This window comes from Pseudomonas trivialis (assembly GCF_001439805.1).
GTDB classification, from domain to species: Bacteria; Pseudomonadota; Gammaproteobacteria; order Pseudomonadales; family Pseudomonadaceae; genus Aquipseudomonas; species Aquipseudomonas trivialis.
On sequence record NZ_JYLK01000003.1, the window covers coordinates 91,340 to 113,136 of the forward strand.

The 21,797-nt window shown below is 61.4% G+C and carries 24 protein-coding genes and 1 tRNA gene; 14 read left to right on the forward strand and 11 right to left on the reverse strand.

The window, feature by feature from the left end:
• Positions 1-138: 138 nt before the first annotated feature.
• The 6 genes from TU79_RS05900 to TU79_RS05925 form a co-directional block, all read right to left on the reverse strand.
• Positions 139-330 carry a DUF1289 domain-containing protein gene (locus TU79_RS05900; protein WP_057007146.1) on the reverse strand — a complete coding sequence of 64 codons (192 nt, stop codon included), beginning with the start codon at positions 328-330 and terminating at the stop codon, positions 139-141.
• A gap of 70 nt (positions 331-400) precedes the next feature.
• A complete protein-coding gene (locus TU79_RS05905) occupies positions 401-799 on the reverse strand; it encodes a hypothetical protein (protein WP_057007147.1) in 399 nt (132 codons plus the stop codon).
• 139 nt (positions 800-938) lie between these two features.
• Positions 939-1,859, reverse strand: a complete 921-nt coding sequence (gene scpB / locus TU79_RS05910; RefSeq protein ID WP_057007148.1) for an SMC-Scp complex subunit ScpB — start codon at positions 1,857-1,859, stop codon at positions 939-941.
• A 12-nt stretch (positions 1,860-1,871) separates the two neighbouring features.
• Positions 1,872-2,690 (reverse strand): segregation and condensation protein A, encoded by an 819-nt coding sequence (locus tag TU79_RS05915; RefSeq protein WP_003193795.1) that lies wholly within the window; start codon positions 2,688-2,690, stop codon positions 1,872-1,874.
• Entirely contained in the window at positions 2,691-3,320 is a 630-nt protein-coding gene (locus tag TU79_RS05920) for an L-threonylcarbamoyladenylate synthase (RefSeq protein WP_057007149.1), read from the reverse strand. It lies immediately after the preceding gene.
• Positions 3,321-3,333: 13 nt separating this feature from the next.
• Positions 3,334-4,197 (reverse strand): PHP domain-containing protein, encoded by an 864-nt coding sequence (locus tag TU79_RS05925; protein ID WP_057007150.1) that lies wholly within the window; start codon positions 4,195-4,197, stop codon positions 3,334-3,336.
• Positions 4,198-4,284: 87 nt separating this feature from the next.
• Here TU79_RS05925 and TU79_RS05930 point away from each other — a divergent pair, with 87 nt between their 5' ends.
• The 14 genes from TU79_RS05930 to TU79_RS05990 all read left to right on the forward strand — a co-directional run bounded on the left by TU79_RS05930 (position 4,285) and on the right by TU79_RS05990 (position 16,942).
• A complete protein-coding gene (locus TU79_RS05930; protein WP_057007151.1) occupies positions 4,285-4,881 on the forward strand; it encodes a septation protein A in 597 nt (198 codons plus the stop codon).
• Between the two features lies 1 nt (position 4,882).
• The gene (locus TU79_RS05935; RefSeq protein WP_057007152.1) at positions 4,883-5,182 is read left to right on the forward strand and encodes a YciI family protein; all 300 of its coding nucleotides are present in this window, start codon (positions 4,883-4,885) and stop codon (positions 5,180-5,182) included.
• A 106-nt stretch (positions 5,183-5,288) separates the two neighbouring features.
• Positions 5,289-5,696 carry an SH3 domain-containing protein gene (locus TU79_RS05940; protein WP_057007153.1) on the forward strand — a complete coding sequence of 136 codons (408 nt, stop codon included), beginning with the start codon at positions 5,289-5,291 and terminating at the stop codon, positions 5,694-5,696.
• Positions 5,697-5,703: 7 nt separating this feature from the next.
• A complete protein-coding gene (locus TU79_RS05945; protein ID WP_057007154.1) occupies positions 5,704-6,381 on the forward strand; it encodes a response regulator transcription factor in 678 nt (225 codons plus the stop codon).
• Positions 6,382-6,706: 325 nt separating this feature from the next.
• Complete coding sequence (locus TU79_RS05950; RefSeq protein ID WP_015372834.1) at positions 6,707-7,183, forward strand: Spy/CpxP family protein refolding chaperone; 477 nt, start codon at positions 6,707-6,709, stop codon at positions 7,181-7,183.
• Positions 7,184-7,252: 69 nt separating this feature from the next.
• Positions 7,253-8,596 (forward strand): sensor histidine kinase, encoded by a 1,344-nt coding sequence (locus TU79_RS05955; protein WP_057007155.1) that lies wholly within the window; start codon positions 7,253-7,255, stop codon positions 8,594-8,596.
• Between the two features lie 40 nt (positions 8,597-8,636).
• Positions 8,637-8,912, forward strand: coding sequence for a hypothetical protein (locus tag TU79_RS25965; RefSeq protein ID WP_139136751.1), 276 nt, complete (start codon positions 8,637-8,639; stop codon positions 8,910-8,912).
• Positions 8,913-9,056: 144 nt separating this feature from the next.
• Complete coding sequence (locus TU79_RS05960) at positions 9,057-9,419, forward strand: DUF5064 family protein (RefSeq protein WP_057007156.1); 363 nt, start codon at positions 9,057-9,059, stop codon at positions 9,417-9,419.
• Between the two features lie 107 nt (positions 9,420-9,526).
• Positions 9,527-11,035 carry a sigma-54-dependent transcriptional regulator gene (locus TU79_RS05965; RefSeq protein ID WP_057007157.1) on the forward strand — a complete coding sequence of 503 codons (1,509 nt, stop codon included), beginning with the start codon at positions 9,527-9,529 and terminating at the stop codon, positions 11,033-11,035.
• 307 nt (positions 11,036-11,342) lie between these two features.
• Positions 11,343-11,726 (forward strand): glycine cleavage system protein GcvH, encoded by a 384-nt coding sequence (gene gcvH / locus TU79_RS05970; RefSeq protein ID WP_057007158.1) that lies wholly within the window; start codon positions 11,343-11,345, stop codon positions 11,724-11,726.
• Positions 11,727-11,736: 10 nt separating this feature from the next.
• Positions 11,737-14,574, forward strand: coding sequence for an aminomethyl-transferring glycine dehydrogenase (gene gcvP, locus TU79_RS05975; RefSeq protein ID WP_057007159.1), 2,838 nt, complete (start codon positions 11,737-11,739; stop codon positions 14,572-14,574).
• A gap of 53 nt (positions 14,575-14,627) precedes the next feature.
• Entirely contained in the window at positions 14,628-15,752 is a 1,125-nt protein-coding gene (gene gcvT / locus TU79_RS05980) for a glycine cleavage system aminomethyltransferase GcvT (protein ID WP_057007160.1), read from the forward strand.
• A 392-nt stretch (positions 15,753-16,144) separates the two neighbouring features.
• Positions 16,145-16,357, forward strand: a complete 213-nt coding sequence (locus tag TU79_RS05985) for a cold-shock protein (protein ID WP_003237709.1) — start codon at positions 16,145-16,147, stop codon at positions 16,355-16,357.
• A 96-nt stretch (positions 16,358-16,453) separates the two neighbouring features.
• A complete protein-coding gene (locus TU79_RS05990) occupies positions 16,454-16,942 on the forward strand; it encodes an RDD family protein (RefSeq protein WP_057007161.1) in 489 nt (162 codons plus the stop codon).
• Positions 16,943-16,964: 22 nt separating this feature from the next.
• On the opposite strand, the gene nadA is transcribed toward TU79_RS05990, so the two are convergent.
• The 5 genes from nadA to ybgF form a co-directional block, all read right to left on the reverse strand.
• A complete protein-coding gene (nadA, locus tag TU79_RS05995; protein WP_057007162.1) occupies positions 16,965-18,023 on the reverse strand; it encodes a quinolinate synthase NadA in 1,059 nt (352 codons plus the stop codon).
• A gap of 224 nt (positions 18,024-18,247) precedes the next feature.
• Entirely contained in the window at positions 18,248-19,810 is a 1,563-nt protein-coding gene (locus TU79_RS06000) for a lactate dehydrogenase (RefSeq protein ID WP_231986870.1), read from the reverse strand.
• Between the two features lie 150 nt (positions 19,811-19,960).
• A tRNA-Lys gene (locus tag TU79_RS06005) sits at positions 19,961-20,036 on the reverse strand.
• A gap of 111 nt (positions 20,037-20,147) precedes the next feature.
• Positions 20,148-20,795: a 7-carboxy-7-deazaguanine synthase QueE gene (gene queE, locus TU79_RS06010; RefSeq protein WP_057007164.1), complete on the reverse strand. Its 648-nt coding sequence runs from the start codon at positions 20,793-20,795 to the stop codon at positions 20,148-20,150.
• 164 nt (positions 20,796-20,959) lie between these two features.
• Complete coding sequence (ybgF, locus tag TU79_RS06015) at positions 20,960-21,793, reverse strand: tol-pal system protein YbgF (RefSeq protein WP_003237697.1); 834 nt, start codon at positions 21,791-21,793, stop codon at positions 20,960-20,962.
• Positions 21,794-21,797: the final 4 nt, after the last annotated feature.

Below are 21,797 nucleotides of genomic sequence, written 5' to 3' on the forward strand. Positions count from 1 at the left end.
CACCTCCCGGTGGGTCGATTCAGGCCTGGCCTGAAGGATGTTGAAAGCGGGGCTTTGCGCGACTGCGTCGGCAAAGGGTCGCGAATCATACGCGTATGGCGCGCATTGCGCATCACAGAGTAGTCGATAAGGCCCCGGTCATTTGCTTTTCCGCCGACCGGTGGCGCCCAGCGCGAGCAGACGCAGTTCGGCTTCGGCCAGCACCGTGCGTCTGTCGACCTTGTCGAGTTTCTTCCAGACACGGATTTCGCGCTTGCTGCGGCCGCAGCCGACACAGATGTCGTCGCTGAATTTGCAGATGCTGATGCAGGGGTCTTTGCTGGAACTCATGGGCGATCCTCCGTGGGTGCTGGCGGCATTCTTGCGCCAGCACCTGACACAGACAGCACCTTACCCTGGATTACGGCAGAGGTTTGACACTGAATACTTTGCCAGTCTTCGAAAGTTTGGCTTGCCAAGGCTTGCCATTGCAGTCGAGCTTGACCAAGACAGGAATGGTTGTGCCGTCATCGTCCTTGAACGCCGTGGGTTTGCACCCGGCCGGCAGCATGTTGCTGGCCCCGATGAATAACGCATCAGACGAACCCGGGCGGAAATACACGGGACGCTCCACTCCGGTTGGCCCGGTACTTACACCAATAGCGCCAGTGGGCGCGGCCCCATCGATGATTTTGACGCTGACATCACCACCGAGCGGGTTATAGGTCGCAGCAAGTGCTTGAGCAGAGATAAAGGCATCCAGGCCCATTAACGCTATCGCGCCCAATGAAGCCACGAGGTATCGACGAGTGCTTTTCATAATGGATCATCCTTATCAAAAGAGAGGGACTGCCACCACCGCAGAATGAAAAGGCACAAGCGCAATGGCGTTCGGCAAGTAAACGCCGGGCACCGGGGTGGAACAACTGTCAGAACTAACAGGTAGGCAGGCGGGAAAATCAGGGTTCCAACGAACGGCGCTCGTTCTCGATCGCTTCAGCCAAGGCCTGGGCTTCGGCCTCTTCGTCACTCAATTGAGGGGGGGCCAGCGCCGCAACGGCGGCCAGGAGTTTTTCCCGGGCGGCCGCAACGCCGAGACGGTCTTCTTCGGGTTCTGCCTGGGCTTCAGGTTCAACGCTCAACGAGGATTCAGGCTCGGCAGAGCCCTCTCGCAGCAGATCATCGAAGTCGGTCTTGATGCCCTGCTCCATATCGTCCAGTTCCAGCAGCAAGGTATGGAAGCTGGTTTCGTCCTTCGGCTCTTCAGGCTCGGCGCTCGCATCGGCCAGTTCCTGCAGGCTCGCGGGCACCGGCGCATCATCGAAATCGAGCACCGGCTCGGCTTCCATCTCGCGCAATTCGGCGAGGGGCGGAAGATCGTCGAGGTTCTTCAGGTTGAAATGGTCGAGGAACACCTTGGTGGTGGCGAACATTGCCGGTTTACCCGGTACGTCGCGGTAGCCGACGATGCGGATCCATTCGCGCTCCAGCAAGGTCTTGACGATATGGCTGTTCACCGCCACGCCACGCACATCCTCGATTTCGCCCCGCGTGATCGGCTGGCGATAGGCGATCAGCGCCATGGTTTCCAGCATCGCCCGTGAATAGCGCTGCGGGCGTTCTTCCCACAGGCGGCCGACCCACGGGGAAAATTTCTCACGGATCTGCAGGCGATAACCCGACGCCACCTCGCGCAATTCAAAGGCGCGGCCGTCGCAGGACTTGCGCAGGATCTCCAGCGCCTTCTTGAACACCGGCGGCTCGGGACGTTCGGCCTCTTCAAAGAGTTCGAACAGGCGCTCAAGAGATTGCGGCTTGCCCGAGGCCAGGAGGAAGGCTTCCAGCAACGGCGCCAGTTCACGGGGTTCAGTCAGATTCATCGATTCAGCTCTTTATTCGGCTCGCGCCCGCACGTGGATAGCCGCAAAAGGCTCATTCTGCACCAGCTCGACCAGGGATTCCTTGACCAGTTCGAGGATCGCCATGAACGTGACCACTACACCCAGGCGCCCCTCCTCGGCGGTGAACAGCTCGACAAACGGCACAAACCCGCCGCCCTTTAGGCGTTCGAGTACGTCGCTCATGCGCTCGCGGGTCGACAGTGCCTCGCGGCTGACCTGGTGGCTTTCAAACATGTCGCCACGGCGCAGCACTTCGGCCATGGACATCAGCAATTCCTCCAGGCTCACGTCCGGCAACAGCTTGCGCGCACGGGCCTCGGGCGCGTCCAGCTTGGGTACCACCACGTCGCGGCCGACGCGGCTGAGGCCGTCGATGCCTTCGGCGGCCGCCTTGAAGCGTTCGTATTCCTGCAGGCGGCGGATCAGCTCGGCGCGCGGGTCGTCTTCCTCGGCCTCGACGGTTTCGGAACGTGGCAGCAGCATGCGCGACTTGATCTCGGCAAGCATGGCGGCCATCACCAGGTACTCGGCAGCCAGTTCCAGGCGCACCGACTGCATCAACTCGACATAGCCCATGTACTGGCGGGTGATTTCCGCCACCGGAATGTCGAGGATGTTGATGTTTTGCTTGCGGATCAGGTACAGCAGCAAGTCCAGCGGGCCTTCGAAAGCTTCAAGGAACACTTCCAGGGCGTCCGGCGGGATGTACAGGTCCAGCGGCATTTCCATCACGGCCTGGCCGTAGACCATGGCAAAGGGCAGTTCCTGCTGGGCGCCCGCCTGGGGGTCGGCGGTTTCCACGGCCGACATTCAGGCCTCGACCATGAAGGGCGTCGGGTCGCCGCAACCGACCCGCACCACCTGCGGCTCGCCGTCAGCCAGATTGATCACGGTGGAGGCCTTGCCGCCGCCGAAGCCGCCGTCGATGATCAGGTCCACCTGTTTTTCCAGGAGCTGACGCATTTCGTAGGGGTCTTCCAGCGGCTCGGTGTCGCCGGGCATGATCAACGACACGCTCATCAGCGGCTCGCCCAGCTCGGCCAGCAGCGCCAGGGCAATCGGATGCTCGGGCACGCGCAGGCCGATGGTGCGTTTCTTCGGGTGCAGCAACAGGCGCGGCACTTCGCGGGTGGCGTTGAGAATAAAGGTGTAGGGCCCGGGCAGATGGGCCTTGAGCAAGCGAAAGGTGCCGGTGTCGACCTTGGCGAACAGGCCCAGTTGGGACAGGTCGCTGCAGATCAGCGCAAAGTTGTGGTTTTTGTCCAGGTCACGCAGGCGTCTTACACGCTCGACCGCGTTCTTGTCGCCGATCTGGCAACCGATAGCGTAGGACGAATCGGTAGGGTAGATCACCACGCCGCCGGCGCGGATGATCTCGACCGCCTGTTTGATCAGGCGCGCCTGGGGGTTTTCCGGATGAATCTGGAAGAATTGGCTCACGTGCTCTACCTGTTCAGACGGTGGCAATAATGGGGTCATGCTTGAATCGCCCCCACAACAGCGGCAAATCTTCCGGGATCGCGCGGTACTCGCCGATCTCGGACCAGCCGCCTGGGCCATGGAAATCACTGCCGGCACTGACCAGCAGACCAAATTCGCGGGCAAGGATCGCCAGGCTGCCCACCTGATCGGCGGGTTGATGCCCGTTGACCACTTCAATCGCGTGGCCGCCGGCACCCATATAGTCGCCAATCAGCTTGCGGCGCTTGCTGCGGGTGAAATCGTAATGCCAGGGATGCGCCAGACTGACCCAGGCCCCGGCAGCCCGCAGGGTCTGCACGGTATCTTCCAGAGTCGGCCAATGTTGCTTCACATCGCCCAGTTTGCCGGCGCCCAGCCATTTGCGGAACGCTTCGGCGCGGTCCTTCACGAACCCCTCGCGCACCATCCAGTCGGCGAAGTGCGGCCGGGCCGGCGCATTGCCGCTGTCGCCCAGTTCCTGCTGGATGGCGCGGGCGCCATCGAGGGCGCCGGGCATGCCTTTGAGGCTCAACTTGCGGCTTATTTCTTCGGACCGCAGCCAGCGACCATCGTGCAATTGGGCGATGGCGGCGACCAGCGCCGGCGCGTTCTGGTCGAAGTCGTAGCCCAGCACATGAATGGTGGCGCCGCCCCAGGTACACGATAACTCCACGCCATTGACCAGTTGCATGCCCAGGCTCTGGGCTGTCGCGCGGGCCTCGTCGAGGCCTTCAACGGTATCGTGGTCGGTCAACGCCAGGACTCGCACGCCTTTTTCAAACGCACGCGCAACCAGTACCGCAGGCGCCAGGGCGCCGTCGGAGGCCGTGCTGTGGCAGTGCAAATCAACATTCACGGGGGTCTGTAACCTCAAGTCAGCTGGCGCTATCGCAACCAAGGATGTTTGTTATTATGCCGCCACATCCAGCTTCTGGCTCTTACTGTGAAACAATTCATCGACTTCATCCCGCTGTTGCTGTTTTTCATTGTTTACAAACTCGACCCTCGGGTCATCGATCTGGCCGGCCACGAACTCACCTTCGGTGGCATCTACAGCGCCACCGCCGTGCTGATCATCAGCTCTGTCGTGGTCTACGGCGCCATCTTTATCTCCCAGCGCAAACTCGAAAAAAGCCAATGGCTGACCCTGATCGCCTGCCTCGTCTTCGGCAGCCTGACCTTGGCCTTCCACAGCGAAACCTTCCTTAAATGGAAAGCCCCGGTGGTGAACTGGCTGTTCGCCCTGGCGTTTATCGGCAGCCACTTCATCGGTGACCGCCTGCTGATCAAGCGGATCATGGGCCACGCGCTGACCCTGCCGGAGCCTGTGTGGACCCGACTGAACATAGCCTGGATCGTGTTTTTCCTGTTCTGCGGCGCCGCCAACCTGTTCGTCGCCTTTACGTTCCAGGACTACTGGGTCGACTTCAAAGTCTTCGGCAGCCTGGGCATGACCGTGCTGTTCCTGGTGGCTCAGGGCATCTACCTGTCGCGCCACCTGCATGACACCGACCCCACCACGCCGAAAACCGAGGACTGACATGCTCTACGCCATCATTGCCACCGACGTTGCCCACTCGCTGGAAAAACGCCTGTCCGTGCGCCCGGCCCATGTCGAGCGCCTGAAAGTGCTGCAAGCCGAAGGCCGGATCGTACTGGCCGGCCCTCACCCGGCGGTGGACAGCAATGACCCGAGCGACGCCGGTTTCAGCGGCAGCCTAATCGTCGCCGAGTTCGCGTCCCTGGCCGATGCCAGGGCCTGGGCCGACGCCGATCCGTATGTCACGGCGGGCGTGTATGCGAACGTCACCGTCAAACCGTTCAAGCAAGTCCTGCCTTGATTCAGGCGGCGCCGAACCTTATCGGTTCGGCGCGCTCCTAATTGTTCATTATTCCCGGTAACCTGCCGACAACATTCTGAATATTCGTGTGGAATCAGGAGTTCCGATGCGCTTACCTCAGTTGTGTCTGTTGGCAGTCATCATGGCCGGGGCCACGGCCCACGCTGAAGAAACCTCGAACAACGGCAGCTCCACACCGTTGTCTCTGAGTGCGGGCAGCCAGATGAACGAGTTGCAGCAACGCTTGAAAGAAAGTGAACGGCTGCGTGAAGAACTGAGCAGGCAACTGCAAACTGCGGACACCAACCGTGAAAGCGCTCAACTGAGCCGTTTGCGTCAGGAGAACCAACGCCTGGCCCAGCAGCTTAAAGAAACCCAGGGCGGGGCCTTGAGCCGCTGGCTCACCGAGCAGCAGCAGTGGTTTGTCACTGGCGCCGCCGTTGCCCTGATCGCCCTGCTGTGCGGGATCTTCGCCAGCGGTGGGCACCGTCGCCGTCGACAATGGCTAAATTGAGTGAGTCATGAGCGAGCTGTTACTGATAGACGATGACCAGGAGCTCTGCGAGCTGCTGACCAGTTGGTTGAGCCAGGAAGGTTTCCAGGTGCGCGCCTGCCACGATGGCTTGAGCGCCCGTAACGCCCTGGCCGACAGCGCGCCCGCCGCCGTGGTGCTTGACGTGATGCTGCCCGACGGCAGTGGCCTGGAACTGCTCAAGCAACTGCGCAACGACCACCCGGACCTGCCGGTGCTGATGCTCTCGGCCCGGGGCGAACCGCTGGACCGCATCCTCGGCCTGGAACTGGGCGCCGACGATTACCTGGCCAAGCCCTGCGACCCCCGCGAACTCACCGCCCGCCTGCGCGCGGTGCTGCGCCGCAGCCACCCGGCCGCCGTGTCCACCCAGCTTGAGCTCGGCGACCTGTGCTTCAGCCCGGTGCGCGGCGTGGTCAGCATCGACGAGCAGGAGTTCGCCCTCACCGTCTCCGAAAGCCGCCTGCTGGAAGCCTTGCTGCGCCAACCCGGCGAGCCGCTGGACAAACAGGAACTGGCGCAGATCGCCCTGGGCCGCAAGCTGACGCTGTACGACCGTAGCCTGGACATGCACGTCAGCAACCTGCGCAAAAAAATCGGCCCGCACCCGGATGGCCGGCCACGGATCGTGGCGCTGCGCAGTCGCGGCTACTACTACAGCCTCTAAATGCCACGCCGGTCTCTGTGAATCAGCGAATACCTCTGTGGCGAGCGAGCTTGCCTCGCGTTGGGGTGCGAAGCGCCCCCCATTAAGGAAACCTCAGAGCCTGGTGGTGGGGCTGCTGCGCAGCCCGACGCAGGGCAAGCCTGCTCGCCACAGGACAAGCCCCACCGCCACGAAACTGCCTCTAGCGCCATTCGCCGTGGCAGTTTTGTCAGGCGCCCGCCAAACTGTCTTTACCGAAGCTTTACCCTGCGCTGACAGCGGCTGACCTTGATCGCCGTACTCTACTCACATCCGGACTCACCGGAATAGAGACAGGAGAATCACCATGCGCAAGACCCTTATCGCTCTGATGTTCGCCACTGCCCTGCCCGCCGTTGCCATGGCTGCCATGCCGGAAGGTCCAGGCCCTGGCGCCGGCCCGATGGGCGGCCCTGAAGGTCGCATGATGGGTGGCCCAGGCCCGGGCGCTGATCATGGCCCACGTGGCCGCGGCGGTCCGTTGCGCGAGCTGGACCTGACCCCCGAACAGCATCAGCAGATCGACCGCCTGATGCGCGAGCAGAGGGAAGGCCGTCGCGAACTGGTCGAGAAGTACCTCGACAAAATGCCGGCCGCCGACCAGAAAGCCATGCAGGATGAGAAGGACGCCAGCCGCAAGAAAACCCAGAGCAGCATTCGCGCCGTGCTGACACCCGAGCAGCAGAAGCAGTTTGACGAAATCGTCAAAAAGCAGGACCAGCGTCGTGCCGAATGGCGAGAATTCAAAGCCTGGAAAGCGCAACAGCCGCAAAAAGCGCAATAATGCCCTAGTGTTACTCCCCCCAGCCCAGCGGCCGTGCGCCGCTGGGCTTTTCCTGTTTGAGGGTTTCCCGTGCGTTCATTGTTCTGGCGCATCCTCGCCAGTTTCTGGCTGGCCATCGCGTTGGTTGCCGGGTTGTCGCTGCTGCTTGGGCACATGCTCAATCAGGACGCCTGGATTCTCAGCCGTCATCCCGGCGTCAGCAACCTGGCCGAAGAGTGGACCCAGCTGTACGAAGCCCAGGGCGAGGATGCCGCGCAGCAACTGCTGCAACAGCGCAAGCGCCAGTACCACATCGATGTACAGGTGCTCAACGAAAGCGGCGAAGCGGTGGTACGCGGCACCTTTCCAAAAAGGGCCGCCGCGTTTGAAGCACGCCAGACCGACGGGCAGGACGGTCCCCTGCCCTGGCGGCGCCTGACCGCCGAGTACACCAGCGAAAAAACCGGCGACACTTACCTGTTCATCTACCGTATTCCGCACCCGGAACTCGACCAATGGCACCGCAGCAGCCTGGCGTGGCCATTGAGCGCACTGGCGATTGCCTTGGTGGTGCTGACCCTGTTCAGCCTGTTCGTCACGCTCTCCATCACGCGCCCGCTGAGCCGCCTGCGCGGCGCGGTGCATGACCTGGGCCAGGCCACCTATCAGCAAAACAGCCTGGCGCGCCTGGCCAACCGGCGCGATGAGTTCGGCGTGCTCGCCACCGACTTCAACCGCATGGGCGCCCGCCTGCAAAGCCTGATCGGCAGTCAGCGGCAACTGCTGCGCGATGTGTCCCACGAGCTGCGCTCGCCACTGGCACGCCTGCGTATCGCCCTGGCCCTGGCCGAACGTGCCGGCAGCGAAGAGCGGGAAAAACTCTGGCCGCGCCTGACCCGCGAATGCGACCGCCTGGAAGCGCTGATCAGCGAGATCCTGGTGCTGGCGCGGGTGGATGCCGACAACGCCAGCGTCGAGGACATCGACCTCAACCTGCTGCTCAAGACCCTGCAAAAAGATGCCCAGCTCAGCGCACCGGAACAAACGGTGCAACTCACCGCTGCCGCGAACCTGCACCTGAAGGGCTGGCCGACCATGATCGAGCGCGCGGTGGATAACCTGCTACGCAACGCCCAACGCTTCAACCCGCCCGGACAGCCCATCGAGTTGCAGGCACAGCTTCAGGGCGAGCGCATCCTGATCAGCGTGCGCGACCACGGCCAGGGCGTCGACGCCGCGCACCTGAGCCAGCTCGGTGAGCCGTTCTACCGCGCGCCCGGCCAGACTGCCCAGGGACACGGCCTGGGCCTGGCGATCGCGCGCCGTGCCGCCGAGCGTCACGGCGGCAACCTGATCCTGGCCAACCATGCCGACGGCGGGTTTATAGCGAGCATCGACCTGCCGTTGGTGCCCGGGGTTGTCACAGCGGTGTGATGATCTTCTATAGTGGTCCTTCTCTTACGGAGTGCCCTTGATGACTGACCTGCTCAACACCGTCCAAGCCGCACTCGCACTGCCCGCCACCGCGCCGACCTTCAACGGGGCCGGCGCCCTCCAGGTCTTGAGCGAGCGCTTGCGATCAGGGCTTGGTGGTGGAGCAGACCGCCTGGGGCCCGGCGCATCGGCTGCTGGCGCCGCTCAACATCAGCGGCACGCCGTTGCAATGGGATTTGCCGGCGCAGGCATTGGGCTCGCATCGGGCGCAGTGGTAAATCAGGGTTTGCTCCTGTCGAATACCGACTGCGCATGAGTTACATCCCTGTGGCGAGCGGGCTTGCCACAGAGTCTCTCCGTTTGCCGCGCGACAGCGTTAAGCGGATCGCATTTCAACGGCTGTACGCGGTCAGAGCTGTGGAAGCGGTTCACCTATCTGTGACATAGAGGAGAGATGCCGATGGCCACCTTTGAACCTGGACACCTGCATGTCGAGCGCCATGCGCTCAACCAGGACGACTACAGCTACAACCTGCACATCGATTACGCCGTCAGCCAGGACCCAAAGGAAGGCACGGGCATGCTGTTCAAGCTGCACGGTTCGGTGCAGGGCAAGGACCTCGACGAGGAATTTTTCCTGCCCAAGGACCAGGCCTTCGATTTTGCCCGGCACGCCATGCACATCGCCTACAGGTACGGCATGCCGAAAACCGCAGTCTTGAATGGCACGATGCACAAGCAATACGACCAGATGTTCGAGGATGTGCGCCATCAACTGGACGTGAAGTCCGGTGACCCGGTAAAACCCGAGCACCTGGAGTAAGAACACCGCCCCCCCCTGTGGGAGCGAGCAATCCCGCTCCCACATTTTGATCTCCGTCATCTGCAAGGCATACTTGCCGCCTCCCGCTCCAGAATTACTAGCGCCCCATGCGTATCCACGTCAGCTTTATCGACCGCGTCGGCATCACCCAGGAGGTCCTGGCCCTGCTCGGTGGGCGCAATCTCAACCTGGATGCAGTGGAGATGGTGCCGCCCAACGTGTATATCGACGCCCCCACCCTGAGCGCCGCGGTGCTCGAAGAGCTGCGCGACGCGCTGTTCAGCGTGCAGGGCGTGCAGGCGGTGACGGTAGTCGACATTCTCCCCGGGCAGCGCCGCCATCTGCAGCTCGATGCGCTGCTGGCCGCCATGACCGACCCGGTGCTGGCCCTGGACAGCGCGGGCAAGATCCTGCTGGCCAACCCGGCGTTGATTGCGCTGTATGGACGCGAACCTGCAGGCGATAGCATCAGTGAGCTGTTCAATGACCCGGCGCTGCTCGACACCTTGCTCGAACACGGCTTTCGCCTGCCCTTGCGCGAGATCAGCGTAAACGGCCAGACCCTGTTGCTGGATGCCACGCCAATCACCGATGCCGGCGCGCTGCTGACCCTTTACCAGCCCAACCGCATCGGCGAGCAACTGTCGGCGCTGCACCATGACCATGCCGAAGGGTTTGACGCGCTGCTGGGCGAATCGCCGGTGATCCGCACCTTGAAGGCGCGGGCGCAACGGGTGGCAGCGCTGGATGCACCGCTGCTGATCCAGGGCGAAACCGGCACTGGCAAAGAGCTGGTGGCCCGTGCCTGCCATGCGATCAGTGCGCGATACAACGCGCCGTTCCTGGCGCTCAACTGCGCGGCGCTGCCGGAAAATCTCGCCGAAAGCGAGCTGTTCGGCTACGCCCCAGGTGCCTTCACCGGTGCCCAGCGCGGCGGCAAACCGGGGCTGATGGAGCTGGCGAACCAGGGCACGGTGTTTCTCGATGAGATCGGCGAAATGTCGCCATACCTGCAGGCCAAGCTGCTGCGTTTTCTCAACGACGGCAGCTTTCGTCGAGTGGGTGGTGATCGCGAAGTGAAGGTCAATGTGCGCATCCTCAGCGCCACCCACCGCGACCTGGAAAAAATGGTCAGCGAGGGCACCTTTCGCGAAGACCTGTTCTACCGCCTCAATGTACTCAATATCGAAGTGCCGCCGTTGCGTGAGCGCGGCCAGGACATCCTGCTGCTGGCGCGCTACTTCATGCAGCAGGCCTGCGCGCAGATCCAGCGCCCGGTGTGTCGCCTGGCGCCCGGCACCTACCCGGCCCTGCTCGACAACCGCTGGCCGGGTAACGTCAGGCAATTGCAGAACGTGATCTTCCGCGCCGCGGCCATTTGCGAAAGCAGCCTGGTGGACATCGGCGACCTGGATATCGCCGGCACGTCCGTGGCGCGCCAGAGCGACGGCGAGGTAGAAAGCCTGGAACAGGCGGTAGAAGACTTCGAGCGCGACCTGCTGGACAAACTCTACAGCCGCTACCCCTCGACACGCCAACTGGCGAGCCGGCTGCAGACCTCCCACACGGCTATCGCCCATCGCCTGCGCAAGTACGGCATCCCCAACAAACCCTGAAGCCGGGCACCGTTCAAAAGGTGGGAGTGCACTTCGCCCTTGAGTTTTGGTCCAGGAACGACATCCAGTGTACTGAAAGCGCTACAGCGGAACGATATCGCTACACCCGCTGTTTTAACGCGTCCTGCAAGGCTTTGATCCACATAGGCTTTTTTTCAGCGGCCTGCCCGTAACGATATCGCTACACACAATGTGTCCAAGGTTATATTCATATTTATCAAGGCATTGATTTATATGGATTTATTCATATTGGCCGCGATATTGCTAATCAACTCCCATCATTCCGATTCTTGCACCAGGAGTTTCCATGAGCGAGTTGCGTTTTACTGAAGATCACGAATGGCTGCGCGCCGAAGCCGACGGCAGCGTCACCGTGGGTATCACCGCTTTCGCGCAGAACGCGCTGGGTGATGTGGTTTTCGTGCAACTGCCGGAGTTGCAGGCCTACGCCAAAGGCGCTGAAGCCTCCACCGTGGAGTCGGTGAAAGCAGCCAGCGGCGTGTACATGCCGCTGGATGGCGAAGTGCTGGAAGTGAACGACAAGCTCGATGGCAGCCCGGAACTGGTCAACGAAGACCCGATGGGCGAAGGTTGGTTCTTCCGCTTCAAACCGGCCGATGCCGAGGCGGTCGCCAAATTGCTCGATCAGGACGCGTACGATCGCCTGATCAAAGCCAACGCTGAAGCTTGAGGAGCCCACCATGACCATCACTCTCGGCACTGCCAACGAATTCATCGCCCGCCATATCGGCCCGCGCCCGCAGGACGAGCAGCACATGCTCGCCAGCCTCGGTTTTGACTCCCTCGAAGCCCTCAGCGCCAGCGTGATCCCGGAAAGCATCAAGGGCACCAGCGTGCTCGGCTTGGAAGACGGCCTGAGCGAAGCGCAGGCACTGGCCAGCATCAAGGCCATCGCCGGCAAGAACCAACTGTTCAAGACCTACATCGGCCAGGGCTACTACAACTGCCATACGCCGTCGCCGATCCTGCGCAACCTGCTGGAAAACCCGGCCTGGTACACCGCCTATACCCCTTACCAGCCGGAGATTTCCCAGGGCCGCCTGGAGGCGCTGCTGAACTTCCAGACCCTGATCAGCGACCTCACCGGCCTGCCGATTGCCAACGCCTCCCTGCTCGACGAAGCCACCGCCGCCGCCGAGGCCATGACCTTCTGCAAGCGCCTGAGCAAGAACAAGGGCAGCCATGCCTTCTTCGCGTCGATCCACAGCCACCCGCAAACCCTGGATGTGCTGCGCACCCGCGCCGAGCCACTGGGCATCGACGTGGTGGTGGGCGATGAACGCGAGCTGAGCGACGTGAGTGCCTTCTTCGGCGCACTGCTGCAATACCCGGCCAGCAACGGCGATGTGTTCGACTACCGTGAGCTCACCGAGCGCTTCCACGCCGCCAATGCGCTGGTGGCCGTAGCCGCCGACCTGCTGGCACTGACCCTGCTGACCCCGCCGGGCGAGTTCGGCGCCGACGTGGCCATCGGCAGCGCGCAACGCTTTGGCGTGCCCCTGGGCTTCGGCGGACCGCACGCGGCTTACTTCTCCACCAGGGATGCGTTCAAGCGCGACATGCCTGGCCGTCTGGTGGGCGTTTCCGTGGACCGTTTCGGCAAGCCGGCCCTGCGCCTGGCCATGCAGACCCGCGAGCAACATATTCGTCGCGAGAAAGCCACCAGCAACATCTGCACCGCCCAGGTGCTGCTGGCCAACATCGCCAGCATGTACGCGGTGTACCACGGGCCCAAGGGGCTTACCCAAATCGCCCAGCGCATTCATCACCTCACCGCGATCCTCGCCAAAGGCCTTGGTGCCTTGGGCCTGAAGGTGGAGCAGCAACATTTCTTCGACACCCTCACCCTCCACACCGGCGCCAACACCACCGCCCTGCACGACAAGGCGCGCGCCCAGCGCATCAACCTGCGTGTGGTGGATGCCGAACGCGTAGGCCTGTCGGTCGACGAAACCACCACCCAGACCGATATCGAAACCCTGTGGTCGATCTTCGCCGATGGCAACGCCCTGCCGGTTTTCGCCCAGGCTGAAAGCGCTCTGCCAGCAGCCTTGCTGCGCCAGTCGCCGATCCTCACCCACCCGGTGTTCAATCGCTACCATTCCGAAACCGAGCTGATGCGCTATCTGCGCAAACTGGCCGACAAGGACCTGGCACTGGACCGCACCATGATCCCGCTGGGCTCGTGCACCATGAAGCTCAACGCCGCCAGTGAAATGATCCCGGTGACCTGGGCCGAATTCGGCGCCCTGCACCCGTTCGCCCCGGCCGAGCAAAGCGCCGGCTACCTGCAATTGACCACCGACCTGGAAGCCATGCTCTGCGCGGCCACCGGCTACGATGCGATTTCGCTGCAACCGAACGCCGGTTCCCAGGGTGAATACGCCGGCCTGCTGGCCATTCGTGCCTATCACCAGAGCCGTGGCGATGAACGCCGCGACATCTGCCTGATCCCCTCGTCGGCCCACGGCACCAACCCTGCCACCGCCAACATGGCCGGCATGCGCGTGGTGGTCACCGCCTGCGACGCTCGCGGCAACGTCGATATCGACGACCTGCGCGCCAAGGCCATCGAGCACCGCGAGCACCTCGCTGCGCTGATGATCACTTACCCGTCCACCCACGGCGTGTTCGAAGAAGGCATTCGCGAAATCTGCGGCGTCATTCACGACAACGGCGGCCAAGTGTACATCGACGGCGCCAACATGAACGCGATGGTCGGCCTCTGCGCACCGGGCAAATTTGGCGGCGACGTGTCCCACCTGAACCTGCACAAGACGTTCTGCATCCCCCACGGCGGCGGCGGCCCTGGCGTTGGCCCGATTGGCGTGAAGTCGCACCTGGCGCCGTTTCTGCCGGGCCACGCGGCCATGGCACGCAAGGAAGGTGCGGTGTGCGCGGCGCCGTTCGGCAGCGCAAGCATTTTGCCGATTACCTGGATGTACATCAGCATGATGGGCGGCGCTGGCCTCAAGCGGGCCTCGCAGCTGGCGATCCTGAATGCCAACTACATTTCCCGTCGCCTCGAAGAGCACTACCCGGTGCTCTACACCGGCAGCAACGGCCTGGTGGCCCACGAATGCATCCTCGACCTGCGTCCGCTCAAGGACAGCAGTGGCATCAGCGTGGATGACGTGGCCAAGCGCCTGATCGACTTCGGCTTCCATGCGCCAACCATGTCGTTCCCGGTAGCCGGCACGTTGATGATCGAGCCGACCGAAAGCGAATCACGGGAAGAACTGGACCGCTTCTGCGAGGCCATGATCGCTATCCGTGAAGAGATCCGCGCAGTGGAAAACGGCACGCTGGACAAGGATGACAACCCTCTGAAAAACGCCCCGCACACCGCGGCGGAACTGGTGGGCGAGTGGAGCCACCCGTACAGCCGTGAACAGGCGGTGTACCCGGTTGCGTCGCTGATCGATGGCAAATACTGGCCGCCGGTTGGGCGCGTGGACAACGTGTTCGGCGATCGCAACCTCGTGTGCGCCTGCCCGTCCATCGAAAGCTACGCCTGAGCTGGGAGGGAGTTTGCTCCCTCTCACACTTCGCACTTTTTCAGGAGCTGAACATGTCCACCGACAATCTGTTGAAAACCCCCTTGCACGCCCTGCACCTCGAACTCGGCGCGCGCATGGTGCCCTTCGCCGGCTACGACATGCCGGTGCAATACCCGCTGGGCGTGATGAAGGAACACTTGCATACCCGTGAGCATGCCGGGTTGTTCGACGTGTCCCACATGGGCCAGATCCGCCTCAGCGGCGCCAATGCCGCCAAAGCCCTCGAAACACTGGTGCCGGTCGACATCATCGACCTGCCGGTAGGCATGCAGCGCTACGCGATGTTCACCAACGAACAGGGCGGCATTCTCGACGACCTGATGGTGGCCAACCTGGGTAACGACGAATTGTTCCTGGTGGTCAACGCCGCCTGCAAGGATCAGGACCTCGCGCACCTGCGCAAACACATCGGTGATCAATGCAGTATCGAACCGCTGTTCGAAGCGCGCGCGCTGCTGGCCCTGCAAGGACCGGCGGCGGTAAAGGTATTGGCGCGCCTGGCGCCGCACGTCACCCGCATGACGTTCATGCAGTTCGCCAGCGTTCGCCTGCTGGGGGTTGACTGCTACGTGAGCCGTTCGGGCTACACCGGTGAAGATGGATTTGAAATCTCCGTACCCGCCGCCAATGCCGAAAGCCTTGCGCGCAGCCTGCTGGCCGAAACCGAAGTGCAGCCCATCGGCCTCGGTGCCCGCGACTCCCTGCGCCTGGAAGCCGGCTTGTGCCTGTACGGCCATGACATGAACACAGACACCACGCCGATTGAAGCGAGCCTGCTGTGGGCCATCTCCAAGGCTCGTCGTAGCGACGGCGCGCGCGCCGGCGGCTTCCCGGGCGCCGAGCACGTCTTCAGCCAGCAACAGGCCGGCGTAAACCGCAAGCGCGTAGGTCTGCTGCCTCAGGAACGGACACCCGTGCGTGAAGGCGCAGAGATCGTCGACGAACAGGGCACCGTTATTGGCAGCATCTGCAGCGGAGGCTTTGGCCCGAGCTTGGGCGGCCCGCTGGCAATGGGTTATCTGGACAGCACGTTCACTGCGCTGGATACCGAGGTGTCTGCATTGGTGCGTGGGAAAAAGGTGCCATTGCGTGTAAGTAAAATGCCATTTGTGCCGCAGCGTTACTATCGCGGCTGACTGGTTGTTTCTATAAGTAACGCGGCTGCGTTAACGTGCACTGAACTGTCACGCAGCCGCCATAAAACAGTGCATCTTCGATAGAGTTTCTTATAGGCAATCACCTATAACAAGTGAACTTATCTATCGAATAAGATCGCGCTGGTTTGTTGCTCAAAATGCCACGGGGCCGAGTAAATACTGGGGGTATGGCAGGGCTTGTTTTTTCTGCGTTAGTTGGCGTAGAGTTTGCCCACTGTGTTTGCATGGGTCGCTTGGAACCTGGACCTGGGCAGTAGCTGATGTAGTTTGCTACAACCCGTTCGACGTCTCTTACTTTCCTGCAACCCAGCCCAGTACTCTTTCATGTGAAAGGGGCTGTCATTAATTTTTAGCGTCAAAGGAAAGAAGAAATGTCCACACGTCAGAGCGGTACCGTCAAGTGGTTCAATGACGAAAAAGGGTTTGGTTTTATCACACCAGAAAGCGGTCCGGATCTGTTCGTGCATTTCCGCGCTATCCAGGGCAACGGCTTCAAGAGCCTGAAAGAAGGCCAGAAAGTGACGTTCGTTGCTGTGCAAGGCCAAAAGGGCATGCAGGCTGACGAAGTACAAGCGGAAGGCTGATCCCTCCCCTGCAACAAAAAGCCCCTGATATGACATCAGGGGCTTTTTTATGGGCGCGATTCCGTAAACTGCGTATTTTTGTGCGAGAGCCTTGCCATGCCCAAGCCCCTGCTGAGCCCCCAGGGCGCGTTCCCCGCCGCCGGACTGGCTCGTCGCCTGGCAGCAATGCTCTATGATGCTCTGCTGTGCACTGCGCTGCTGATCGTCACCGCCTTTATCTACAAACTGGTGTGGATTGCGTTCGTGGGCGAGGCGAACATGCGCACGCTGAGCGAGTCCGGCGCGCTGGACGGTGACCCGATACTGTCGACCCTCCTGCTGTTTGTGCTGTTCGGCTTTTTTGCCAAGTTCTGGACTCATTCCGGGCAGACACTGGGCATGCAGGTCTGGGGCGTGCGCGTACAGAACGCCGACGGCTCGCGTATCAGCCTGTGGCAGGCGCTGCTGCGCTTTATGGTATCGATTGCGTCGTGGCTGTGCGTGGGGCTTGGGTTTGCCTGGCCACTGTTCGATAGGCACAAACGCAGCTGGCATGACATCTACTCGGACACGCAACTGGTGCGAATCCCGAAGCAGAAAAAATAAAACCTCCGTGTTCACACCTGCGTCAGGCGTTGCCGGCCAGCTTGAGCCGCGCAGCCTGGGTGAAATCCAGCATGCGCTTGAGCGGGCGCACCGCATGGGGGATCACCGACGGCTCGACGAATATCTCGTTACTGCCTTCACGCAGGCACTGCAACGTGCGCTCCAGCGTATTCATCGCCATCCACGGGCAGTGCGCGCAACTGCGGCATGCGGCGCCGTTGCCTGCGGTAGGCGCTTCGACAAACACCTTGTCCGGGCACAGCTGCTGCATCTTGTAGAAAATGCCGCGATCCGTCGCCACGATGAAGGTCTTGTTCGGCAGGCGCTGCGCGGCGGCGATCAGTTGACTGGTGGAACCCACCGCATCCGCCAGTTCGATCACGGCGGTCGGTGACTCCGGGTGCACCAGGATGGCAGCGTCCGGGTACAGTGCTTTCATGTCTTCGAGCTGCTTGGACTTGAACTCTTCGTGGACGATGCAGGCACCGTCCCACAGCAGCATGTCGGCGCCGGTCTGACGCTGAATATAGGTGCCCAGGTGCTTGTCGGGGCCCCAGATGATGGTTTCGCCGTTGTCCATCAGGCTCTCGACGATTTCCAGCGCACAACTGGAAGTCACCACCCAGTCGGCACGGGCCTTGACCGCTGCCGAGGTGTTGGCATACACCACCACCGTGCGCTCGGGATGCTGGTCGCAGAACGCCGAAAACTCATCCACCGGGCAGCCAAGGTCCAGGGAGCAGGTGGCTTCCAGGGTCGGCATGAGGATGCGTTTTTCAGGGGTGAGAATCTTGGCGGTCTCGCCCATGAATCGCACGCCGGCCACCAGTACCGTGCTGGCCGGGTGAGCAGCGCCAAAGCGCGCCATTTCCAGGGAGTCGGAGACGCAGCCACCGGTTTCTTCGGCCAGGGCCTGAATCACCGGATCGCAGTAAAAGTGGGCAACCAGCACCGCGTCCTGAGCGTTGAGCTCGGCGGCGATGGCAACGCGCAGACCGGCCTCTTCGTCGGCGCTGAGGGCCTTGGGCTGCTTGGCGTCGAGATGGGCTTGAACCAGTAGGCGTTCGGAAATGTGCGTCATGTTCGCAAGACCTGCAGGCGCAGTTGCGCGAAAGTCGAGTGTACCACCGGCTCTGGAGCCCTTCGGGCGCCGCCGGACGAAGTAAATTGTATTCATCAACCACGGGTGAAGCTGCGCAAGGCTACAGAATATCGAATGGATTCAAAAGCCTAATCTGGGGCTGGCGTGCGCATCTGCCAGGCAAAAAAAACAGGAAACCCGGTTTCCTGTTTTTTGGGACGCTGTCAACGCGACAGTGAGGAGGGATCCTCCTGCAGCAGCACAGAGGCATGCATGTTCGCCAATGCCTCCTTGAGCGTGGATTCCTCCAACGCCTGCCTGGACTTATTGCTTTCCCTTGCGGCGTGTTCCAGCAATGACACGTAGTCACGCCTGGCCGAGGCGTGCCTGGGCACGAACGTCTCGTCGACCTGCTTGCCCATCACGTATTTTTGCGTACGGGTATCCTGGCTCGCGGACTGGGATACAGAAGCATGGGTCAGCATGCCTTCCTTATACCCCAAGTGGGTCGAACTGCTGGCCTTGTCCTCGACCTGCACATAGAGGTAATTCTGCGATTCGGCCGTGGTGCCCAGCGCCGGGTTTCTTCCGCCGGCCAGATCCTTGTGGAAACTGGCGGACAGCCTCGATTGCTGATCCTGGATCACACTGCGGTCCAACGTGCCGCTGCCACCCACGCGGGTGTTCTGCGTCACGTTATAGGCGAAGTTGTCGACCTCGGACGGACGCATCGGATTGGAAGCCTCGCTGGCCTGCGTGATCGACGCCTTGAAGTCAGCCAGACCACTCAGCAGGCGCTGATCCGCCGGATTTCGGGTCAGCGCCTCGGGTGCAGCGGCACCTTGAGGATAATTGCTGTTCAGCGCGCTGAACGCGTCCTTGAACATGCCCATCAATGGCGCCTTGGCGTTGCCTCGCTCCTGCACTCGATCAAACTGCGCGAGGTAGCCTTTCAGCGCTTTGGCCTGTTGCTGAGCTTCGCCAAGGATCGCAGCGTTTTTCAGGTCCACCGCCAGGCTCAATTCACCATCCGCACCACTCATACGGAGGGTGCGGCTCTGATTGTCGGCGTGAAACGCGAGGGTCTGCTGCTGCGCGTCCGCTATCTCCAACTTGGCGTCGAGGTCGACGGACGCCAATACTTTTGAATCGAACCGGGTCAGGCCGCCCAGGTCGAGTTTCGGCGGAACGGCAGTCAGCCCGTCGACCGCCGCCTGGAAAGCGCTGCTCAATTGACCGACGGCCTTGAGCTCATCGTCGCTCAAGGTGCCGCCGTTCACAGTGGCCTGAACACCCAATCCATCGCTCTGGCTGGATAAACTGAAGGTGATGGTCTTGCCGCTGGCGGTCTTGATGTTAAGGCTGACCAGATTGTCGGCCTTGCTGTGCAGCAGCGACTGGTTGAGCTTGAGTTCGCCAGCATGTTCAGTGCCGGCATACAGCACCGACTGGGAAATATTCGTACCGCCCTCGGCAAACTGCGCCACCAGGCTTTCGCCCAGGCCTTTGAAGCGGCTGGCACTGGATAACGCATTGAAATTGGTGCCGATCGCCTTGCTCAAGGCGTCGTGACTGTTATTTTCCCAGGCCAGCACCAGCGCTTGGCCAGGCAGTTGTCCACGGCGGGAGTAGGTGTCGGAAAGCGTGTCGGAAACCACAGCGCCCAGACTGACAACTGATGAAGGTCGATCGCCAACCAGAGGAGGGGTTGGCGTCGCAGCAAGCGGCTGACCCAAGGGGCGCAGCGTCGGGGCGAGGCTGGAGCTGATAGGCGAAAGCGTAGTCATGACGATCCCTGTCGTGAGTTGAGCAGTCTCCAATTTATCCAGAATGGGGAACGATTGACAGCGGGTTGATTTTGAACTTTCAACCAGGCAAAAAAAAACCCGGAAATCCTCACTTGCGTGGGCCTTCCGGATTTTCTAAACCGCCAAATATGGTGGGTCGTGTGGGATTCGAACCTACGACCAATTGGTTAAAAGCCAACTGCTCTACCAACTGAGCTAACGACCCGCTGTGTGGTGGCGCGTATAATACTGATTTCTAAGGATTATTCAACACCTTATTTGAAATAAATCAGAAATACCGCGTTGCATCTGCCATTGTGGCCGTTTCCAGGCCCTCTCAGCGGCCAGGCTCGTCGTTCCACAGGTACTTGTGCAACTGCAATTGCAGGCGCACCGGCAGGTTGTCCGCCACCACCCAGTCTGCCAGGTCGCGGGCGTTCAGGTCGTGATGGCTGGGAGAGAACAGTACTTCACCAGCGCGACGGTCCAGACCATATTGGATCAGCTTGGAGTTGGCCCAGTCGTAGTCTTCACGGGAACAGATGACGAACTTGACCTGATCGTTGGCCGTCAGCAAATCCAGATTCTCGTAAAGGTTGCGGTGCGCTTCCCTGGAGCCCGGTGTTTTGAGGTCGACCACGCGGCTTACACGCGGGTCGACGGTAGAGATATCCAGCGCACCACTGGTTTCCAGAGACACCTCGTAGCCGGCGTCGCACAACTGCTTGAGCAAAGGAATGGCATTGGGTTGGGCCAGGGGCTCACCGCCCGTCACACAGACGTAGCGTGGCCGGTAGCCGGCAACCTGCTCGAGGATGTCGTCGAGGGTACGCACGGTGCCGCCACTGAAGGCGTAAGCGCTGTCGCAGTACTGGCAACGCAACGGGCAACCGGTGAGGCGTACAAAAACCGTGGGCAGGCCGGCAGTTCGCGTTTCACCCTGCAACGAGTAAAAAACTTCGGTAATACGTAATGTGTCTTGCATAGTCGCCACGGGCGTAACAGCTAAACAGGCTGTCCGCCTCCGTCAGGCACTTCAAGGGGTTGCGCCAATGCGCCGACCCGAGGAAGCGGGTGTCATAAAAGGGCGTGGATTCTAACGAAAAAACCCGCGCCAGGCGCGGGTTTCTTCTAAACGGACTGCATGGCTTACAAGCGCTGCAGATCCCGTTGGGCCAACTGTGCAGCTGAAGTACCCGGATATTGGGCCACTACCTGCTGCAGAATGCCTTTGACCTTGTCGGTATGACCCAGGCGGCGTTCTACATCAGCGAGTTTGTACAGAGAATCCGGCACCTTGGCGTGCTTGGGGTACAGCTGGCTGACCTTGGCAAACGCCTGGCCGGCACCTTGCAGATCCCCCTTCGCCAGGTTGACCTCACCCAACCAGTATTGGGCATTGCCCGCGTACTGACTGTTTGGGTATTTGCGCAGGAAAGCGGCAAATGCCTGGCTGGCCTTGTCAAAATCCTTGGCCTTGATCAGGTCGAAGGCTGCATCGTAATACAGTTTTTCCTTCGCCGGATCGCCCGGTTCGCTGCTCGCGGCAGGGGCCTGGCTGGCAGCCGCCCCTGCTGCTGCACCACCGGCAGCGGCACTTGGCGCGCCACCGGCAGAAGAATTATCAGGAGTAGCGGCAGGTGTAACACCGGCTCCAATACGTCGATCAAGATCCTGGTAACGCTCCAGGCCTTCTTGCTTGAGCTGATTCACTTGATTCTGCAGAACTTCAATGGTGCCTTGTTGCTGCGCCAGTTGATCCTGCATGCGTTGCAGCTGATTGAACAGTTCGCCCTGTGCCGAAGGGGCGGACGTCGCCGCCCCCCCGGCATAGGCGCCGTTCGTGCCATAACCCGCTGGCGGATAGCTGCTCCCGCTATTGTTATAGCCTGAGTTGCTGTCCGTTACAGGAACCGCAGCCCACACCGCAAGCGGTGCGAGGCTGAGAGCCAATACAGTTAGAGCACGACGGCACGTTCGCATGACG

What these genes read in the sequence shown, in the direction of transcription:
- TU79_RS05900 (WP_057007146.1), bottom strand. Translation starts at nt 330, where the DNA reads ATGAGTTCCAGCAAAGACCCCTGCATCAGCATCTGCAAATTCAGCGAC.
- TU79_RS05905 (WP_057007147.1), bottom strand. Translation starts at nt 799, where the DNA reads ATGAAAAGCACTCGTCGATACCTCGTGGCTTCATTGGGCGCGATAGCG.
- scpB (WP_057007148.1), bottom strand. Translation starts at nt 1,859, where the DNA reads ATGAATCTGACTGAACCCCGTGAACTGGCGCCGTTGCTGGAAGCCTTC.
- TU79_RS05915 (WP_003193795.1), bottom strand. Translation starts at nt 2,690, where the DNA reads ATGTCGGCCGTGGAAACCGCCGACCCCCAGGCGGGCGCCCAGCAGGAA.
- TU79_RS05935 (WP_057007152.1), top strand. Translation starts at nt 4,883, where the DNA reads ATGCTCTACGCCATCATTGCCACCGACGTTGCCCACTCGCTGGAAAAA.
- TU79_RS05940 (WP_057007153.1), top strand. Translation starts at nt 5,289, where the DNA reads ATGCGCTTACCTCAGTTGTGTCTGTTGGCAGTCATCATGGCCGGGGCC.
- TU79_RS05945 (WP_057007154.1), top strand. Translation starts at nt 5,704, where the DNA reads ATGAGCGAGCTGTTACTGATAGACGATGACCAGGAGCTCTGCGAGCTG.
- TU79_RS05950 (WP_015372834.1), top strand. Translation starts at nt 6,707, where the DNA reads ATGCGCAAGACCCTTATCGCTCTGATGTTCGCCACTGCCCTGCCCGCC.
- TU79_RS25965 (WP_139136751.1), top strand. Translation starts at nt 8,637, where the DNA reads ATGACTGACCTGCTCAACACCGTCCAAGCCGCACTCGCACTGCCCGCC.
- TU79_RS05960 (WP_057007156.1), top strand. Translation starts at nt 9,057, where the DNA reads ATGGCCACCTTTGAACCTGGACACCTGCATGTCGAGCGCCATGCGCTC.
- TU79_RS05965 (WP_057007157.1), top strand. Translation starts at nt 9,527, where the DNA reads ATGCGTATCCACGTCAGCTTTATCGACCGCGTCGGCATCACCCAGGAG.
- gcvH (WP_057007158.1), top strand. Translation starts at nt 11,343, where the DNA reads ATGAGCGAGTTGCGTTTTACTGAAGATCACGAATGGCTGCGCGCCGAA.
- gcvP (WP_057007159.1), top strand. Translation starts at nt 11,737, where the DNA reads ATGACCATCACTCTCGGCACTGCCAACGAATTCATCGCCCGCCATATC.
- gcvT (WP_057007160.1), top strand. Translation starts at nt 14,628, where the DNA reads ATGTCCACCGACAATCTGTTGAAAACCCCCTTGCACGCCCTGCACCTC.
- TU79_RS05985 (WP_003237709.1), top strand. Translation starts at nt 16,145, where the DNA reads ATGTCCACACGTCAGAGCGGTACCGTCAAGTGGTTCAATGACGAAAAA.
- TU79_RS05990 (WP_057007161.1), top strand. Translation starts at nt 16,454, where the DNA reads ATGCCCAAGCCCCTGCTGAGCCCCCAGGGCGCGTTCCCCGCCGCCGGA.
- nadA (WP_057007162.1), bottom strand. Translation starts at nt 18,023, where the DNA reads ATGACGCACATTTCCGAACGCCTACTGGTTCAAGCCCATCTCGACGCC.
- TU79_RS06000 (WP_231986870.1), bottom strand. Translation starts at nt 19,810, where the DNA reads ATGACTACGCTTTCGCCTATCAGCTCCAGCCTCGCCCCGACGCTGCGC.
- queE (WP_057007164.1), bottom strand. Translation starts at nt 20,795, where the DNA reads ATGCAAGACACATTACGTATTACCGAAGTTTTTTACTCGTTGCAGGGT.
- ybgF (WP_003237697.1), bottom strand. Translation starts at nt 21,793, where the DNA reads ATGCGAACGTGCCGTCGTGCTCTAACTGTATTGGCTCTCAGCCTCGCA.